At 70.3% G+C, this 5,015-nt stretch carries 5 protein-coding genes; 4 read left to right on the forward strand and 1 reads right to left on the reverse strand.

Annotated features, from left to right (window positions below):
• The 4 genes from G4D87_RS33430 to rraA all read left to right on the forward strand — a co-directional run.
• A partial coding sequence (locus tag G4D87_RS33430; protein ID WP_163786740.1) for a hypothetical protein occupies positions 1 to 983 on the forward strand: 983 nt, incomplete at its 5' end.
• Positions 980 to 2,062, forward strand: coding sequence for a HEAT repeat domain-containing protein (locus tag G4D87_RS33435; protein WP_240358819.1), 1,083 nt, complete (start codon positions 980 to 982; stop codon positions 2,060 to 2,062). The genes G4D87_RS33430 and G4D87_RS33435, both read left to right, overlap by 4 nt.
• A gap of 80 nt (positions 2,063 to 2,142) precedes the next feature.
• On the forward strand, positions 2,143 to 3,120 hold the full coding sequence (locus tag G4D87_RS33440; protein WP_163786741.1) for an aldo/keto reductase: 978 nt from the start codon (positions 2,143 to 2,145) through the stop codon (positions 3,118 to 3,120).
• Positions 3,121 to 3,135: 15 nt separating this feature from the next.
• On the forward strand, positions 3,136 to 3,633 hold the full coding sequence (rraA, locus tag G4D87_RS33445; protein WP_163786742.1) for a ribonuclease E activity regulator RraA: 498 nt from the start codon (positions 3,136 to 3,138) through the stop codon (positions 3,631 to 3,633).
• Between the two features lie 30 nt (positions 3,634 to 3,663).
• Here the strand turns inward: rraA and G4D87_RS33450 are convergent, their stop codons facing one another.
• Positions 3,664 to 4,626, reverse strand: a complete 963-nt coding sequence (locus G4D87_RS33450; RefSeq protein ID WP_163786743.1) for a hypothetical protein — start codon at positions 4,624 to 4,626, stop codon at positions 3,664 to 3,666.
• Positions 4,627 to 5,015: the final 389 nt, after the last annotated feature.

Consider the following 5,015-nt stretch of genomic DNA (forward strand, 5'->3'; position numbering starts at 1 on the left):
CCGCCGAGCCACCCCACCAGCGGCTTCCGCGCCTCACCTGCCGCGCGGGCTACTTGGACTTCGAACAACTTCACGGACTGCCCACGGTGCGCGCCGCCATCCAGCAGGCCCTGGCGCAGAACGACCCTGCCGCCCTCGCCTTCCTCACCGAGCGGATTCCGGAAGTCCTGGGTGGAGACGCCCAGGCCGCGCTCCAGGTGCTCGACTGGGCTGACACCTCACCCGCGCCCGAATCCGCCGTGCTGCTGGCCGGCCTGCGTGAAGCCTCCGCGGTGAGGGATGCTCGCGTGGCCGAGCGGCTCCTCACGATGGTGGAGCGACACGCCTCCATCGACCACCGCGCGCAGGCCCTGCAGACCCTGGAGACACAGGCGCGCTTCGGCGCCCCTGCGCAGGACCGGCTGATGGTGTTGGCCAGGAGCGGCACGGCGCCGCGGGGCATGCCCCTGCTCGCGGTGAGAACCCTGGGCTGGGTGATGAAGAACGACTTCCAGGCAGGGGGCTCGGTGGAGCCGTACCTCACGCGGCTCCTGACACTGGCGCGGGAGTCCGAGGACCCGCACGTCCGCGCCTTGGCGGTGGAGCTGGCCGCGTCCCTGTCCGTGCGACTGGATGAGCGGACCGTGAAGCAACTGGCCTGGGTGCTCGAGAATGACGCGGACGCCAACGTCCGGGAGCTGGCGGGCCTGGCCCTGTCCGATGGCCGCGACACACGCGCGGTGCTGAACCACTTCCGCGCCGCGTTTCCTGGAGAGCAGCGCCTGTGCGTGCGCTGGGCAATCCTGCGGTACACGCTCCGGGCCGGTGGCGCCGCTGCCCTGCACCAGGCGCGGGATTACGCGAGGCAGGACCGCCGCTTCGCGCGAGACGTCGCCGACTTCCAGGCGCTCTACGACGCGGGACATGTGGACTTCGACCGGCTGTGGCTGAACAAGCGCGTGTATCACCGCTGCCCTGAGGACGCGGAGGCTCGGACGCCATGAGGAATCCACGCGGAAGGCTCGGCTGGGTTCTCGTCGCCGGGGCGCTGGGCGCAGCCGTGGTGGGCACACGCCTCTGGAGTGCTCCGGACAGGAACACCGCCACTGTCCTCGACGCCTCGACGCCGCAAGCCGCTGACGCTGGCCGTCCGGCGCTCCCGCCCCTGCCCGCGCATGCGCAGCCGCTGAAGGCGGTACCATGTGAGCTCACCGAGCTCCTCGCGGAGTATCGCCAGGGGCACGCCTCACCGGCGTACCGGCGCTACGTGCGAGAACAGCTTCGCGGGCTCGTGGAGTCACTGTCCGAGGACGTGCATTGGCGGCACCTCAGCCAGGAGCAGGACGCTGACGTGCTGGCCTTGCTCTCCGACACCTGGGTGCTGCGCTACGCGCTGGAGGGACAGGCCCGCATCCTGGAGCGGCTGGTGGACCGCGTGAGGGAGACACCCGACGCGCGCCTGCGTGCCGTGTTGATTCGCTCACTGCAACAGACGGGGGAGCCCTCCACGCAGTTGTTGGGCATCCAGGTCCTCAAGGGCCGCGACGTCTACCGCGACTGGGTGACGGACGCGGCGCCCGAGGTCCGCGCCGCCGCGGTGGAGAACTTCCGGGAGGAGGCCGCTCGCGACGCCGGCCGCTACCGCATGGTGGCGGAGCGCGCGGTGTCGCTGGCCACCGTCGCGGACGATTCGGCCACGGCGGCGGGACTCCTGGGCGCGTCTTCCATCGAAGCGGTGAGAGGCCCGGCGGTGGCGCAGGTCCGCACCCTGCTCCAGTCAGCGCAGTCCCCCGACGTGCGCGCCGCGGCGGCACGGGCCCTGGCGACCTCGCCCGTGGCGGAGCTCTCCGCGAGCCTCGATGCGCTTGCCGCCCGCTACAGCGCCGAGCCCGATGCGAGCGTGCGCGAGGCGCTGCTGGAGTCCATCTCCCGGCTGGGCCTGAGCCGCGCCGTGCCCGTCCTCGAGCGGCTCCGTGACACGAGCGCCGCGGCCCAAGACGAAGTGGCTCCCTGGCTCGCGTTGCTCGCGGAGCAACCGCAGCGCTGGGAAGTGCTCGATACCGCACGACGTTCGCTCCGATGAGCGGGGCATTTTGACCTGCGCCCTGCTTCGGGACGCATTAGCTACGCCGGCCACGAAACCCATCGAGGGAGAGACAGGCAATGCCCCAGACGAAGCTCGAAGCACGCAAGGCGCTCGGAACCACGGGCCTCCAGGTCTCTCCTCTGTGCCTGGGTGGAAACGTCTTCGGTTGGACAGCCGACGAGGCGACCTCGTTCGCGGTGCTCGATGCATTCGTCGACAACGGCGGCAACTTCATCGACACGGCGGACGTCTATTCGAGCTGGGTCCCAGGCAACCGCGGCGGCGAGTCGGAGACGCTCATCGGCAAGTGGATGAAGTCGCGCGGCGCCCGGGAGCGCGTCGTCATCGCCACGAAGGTGGGCTCGCAGACAGAGCTGGGGAAGGGTCTGAGCCGCGAACACATCCAGCGCAGCGTGGAGGCCTCGCTGCGCCGGTTGCAGGTGGACGTCATCGACCTCTACTACGCGCACTACGAGGACCTGGGCACGCCGGTGGAGGAGACGATGGCGGCCTTCGACGCGCTGGTGCGCGCCGGCAAGGTCCGCGCGCTGGGCACCAGCAACCACTCCCCGCAGCGGCTCACCGAGTCAATGGAGGTGTCCCGCCGAGAACACCTCGCCCGGTACGCGGTGCTGCAACCGCACTACAACCTCGTCGAGCGCAAGGGCTTCGAGTCCTCGCTCCGCGACCTCTGCGAACGAGAAGGGCTCGTGGTGGCGCCCTACTTCGCGTTGGCCTCGGGCTTCCTGACGGGCAAGTACCGCAAGGACCAGCCGCCTCCGAAGTCGGCCCGCGCCGAAGGCGTGCTGAAGCGGCATGGAAACGCGCGCGGCTGGGCGGTGATTGATGCCCTGGACGCCGTGACGCGTCGGCATCCAGGAGCGACCTTCGCCCAGGTCGCGCTCGCGTGGCTCGCCGCCCAGCCCACCATCGTCGCGCCCATCGCGAGCGCGACGTCCGCCAGTCAGACGCAGGAATTGCTTGGGGCGTTCACGTTGCAACTGACGGAGGAGGACATGCGCGCCCTGGACGTTGCGTCGTCCCGCGAGGCCTGAGAAGGCTCGGAGCCCATGAGCGCATTCACCGACTTCAAGACGGCCGACCTCTGCGATGCCCACGCGGGCACGCCGCGGTTCCAGATCGCCGAGCCCGGGTTCCAGGACTACGGCGGCGTCCGGACCTTCGCGGGCCCCATCAGCACGGTGCGAGCGCCCGAGGACAACTCCCTCGTGCGCAAGGCCCTGGAGGAGCCCGGCCAGGGCCGGGTGCTGGTGGTGGACGGCGGAGGCAGCCGCCGCTGCGCGCTCGTGGGAGACCAGCTCGCGTTGCTCGCCCAGCAGAATGGCTGGGCGGGCGTGGTGGTGAATGGCTGCATCCGCGACGCCGAGGACGTGGGCCGCATGCGCATCGGAGTCAAGGCGATGGGCACCCACCCGCTCAAGAGTCTCAAGCGCAACGAGGGACAACGTGACGTGGAGGTCCGCTTCGCCGGAGTCACCTTCCGCCCCGGCCACTACGTCTACGCGGACCTGGACGGCATCGTCATCTCCGAGTCGCCCCTGGGCTGACGCCAGAGGCCCCAGGCGGAGGTGCTGGCACTACCCGCGCCGCCACCACTTCCGCCGCGCGGCCCGCACGTCGGACCAGTCCACCAGGCAGTCCTGCACGTTCTCCTGGCCGCGCTGGTCGTCAGGCATGTCCCCTGACTCCACGCGCGAAATCAGCTCCGGCAGTCGCTCGTAGAACGTGGGCGAGCGGTACTGGGGATGCAACGTCCACAGGCCCGGCGCGGCGCCCAGGAAGTCCAGCCGCCACAAGCCACGGCGTGTGAGCCTCCGGGTGACGAGGTTCTCCGGCTCGCGGTACGGCGGATTGCCCGCGCGCAAGGCACGCAGCACGTGAATGGGCGGCGCCAGCTTCGCCTGCAGCGGGCCCACCCGGCGAACCAGGGCGTCGCGGTCCACGAAGAAGGCCCGGCTGCTGAAGCGCCGGAATCGGAACGCGTGGGAGGCCTTTGCATCGGGCTCGTACCAGCGCGTGTCTCCCGCAATCGTCCCGTCCGCGCGCGGCGGGCCCGACAAGGGACTGCAGCTCACCAACTCCTCGCGTGACGCGAGCTGCGCGGCCGCCTCCGCCATCCAGGTGCGCGACGCTCCGCCGATGAGCATGTCCGCGTCCAGGTGCAGCACGTGCGGGTGCTTCGCCGCCGCGAGCCCGAAGAAGTAGGAATGGAAGGGCCCGCCGCGCGAGTCCTTCATGGGCAGCCGGGTGCCTCCGAAGAACTGCTCGGAGAGCGCCTTCGTGACGGCGGGGGCGTAGTCCACCTCCGCCACCCGGATGCGCGCGTCCGCCGAGGACAGCTCCGCCAGCAGCGCGTCCATCTTCGGCTTGCGCTCCAGCCACGCCCCCGCGAAGCGGCTGCCCTGGCTGCGGTGCAGGTCCAGCACGAGCAGCACCTCCTGCACGGAGGGCCCGAGCTGGCGAAGCTGATGCGGAAGGATGAGGCGCGCGTGAGGATAATCCGTGGGCGCGAGGTTGATTTGCAGGGTGACCGGGCTCACGGGGTGTCCAGCAAGAGGGACCTCTCACTTGCCACACGCCGGGGACACCGCACAACTGAAGGAGCGCGGGGGCGCCCCAGCCACGGGGCGCGGTGTCAGAAGGAAGCGATGCCGTCGAACAGGTCTTCCGGCTCGGAATCGCTGGGGAGGGGATTCACCCGGTTCGTCAGGTTCACCGTCGTCATGGCCACCGCGCCTTTCTCGGGGGAACGGACGCGCGGGCCACTCAGGGACTGACGTTCCGGCGCCACACCCAGTGGTGTAAGCAGGGACGCGATGGCGGAGGACGCACAGCAGCAGGGCTACACCCAGTGGGCACCGCCTATCGAGCTGGCGGATGCGGTGGACGCGTTCTGGCAGTTCTGGGTGCCCCGGAAGCCCCACGACAG

Source organism: Myxococcus vastator (assembly GCF_010894475.1).
Lineage (GTDB): Bacteria > Myxococcota > Myxococcia > Myxococcales > Myxococcaceae > Myxococcus > Myxococcus vastator.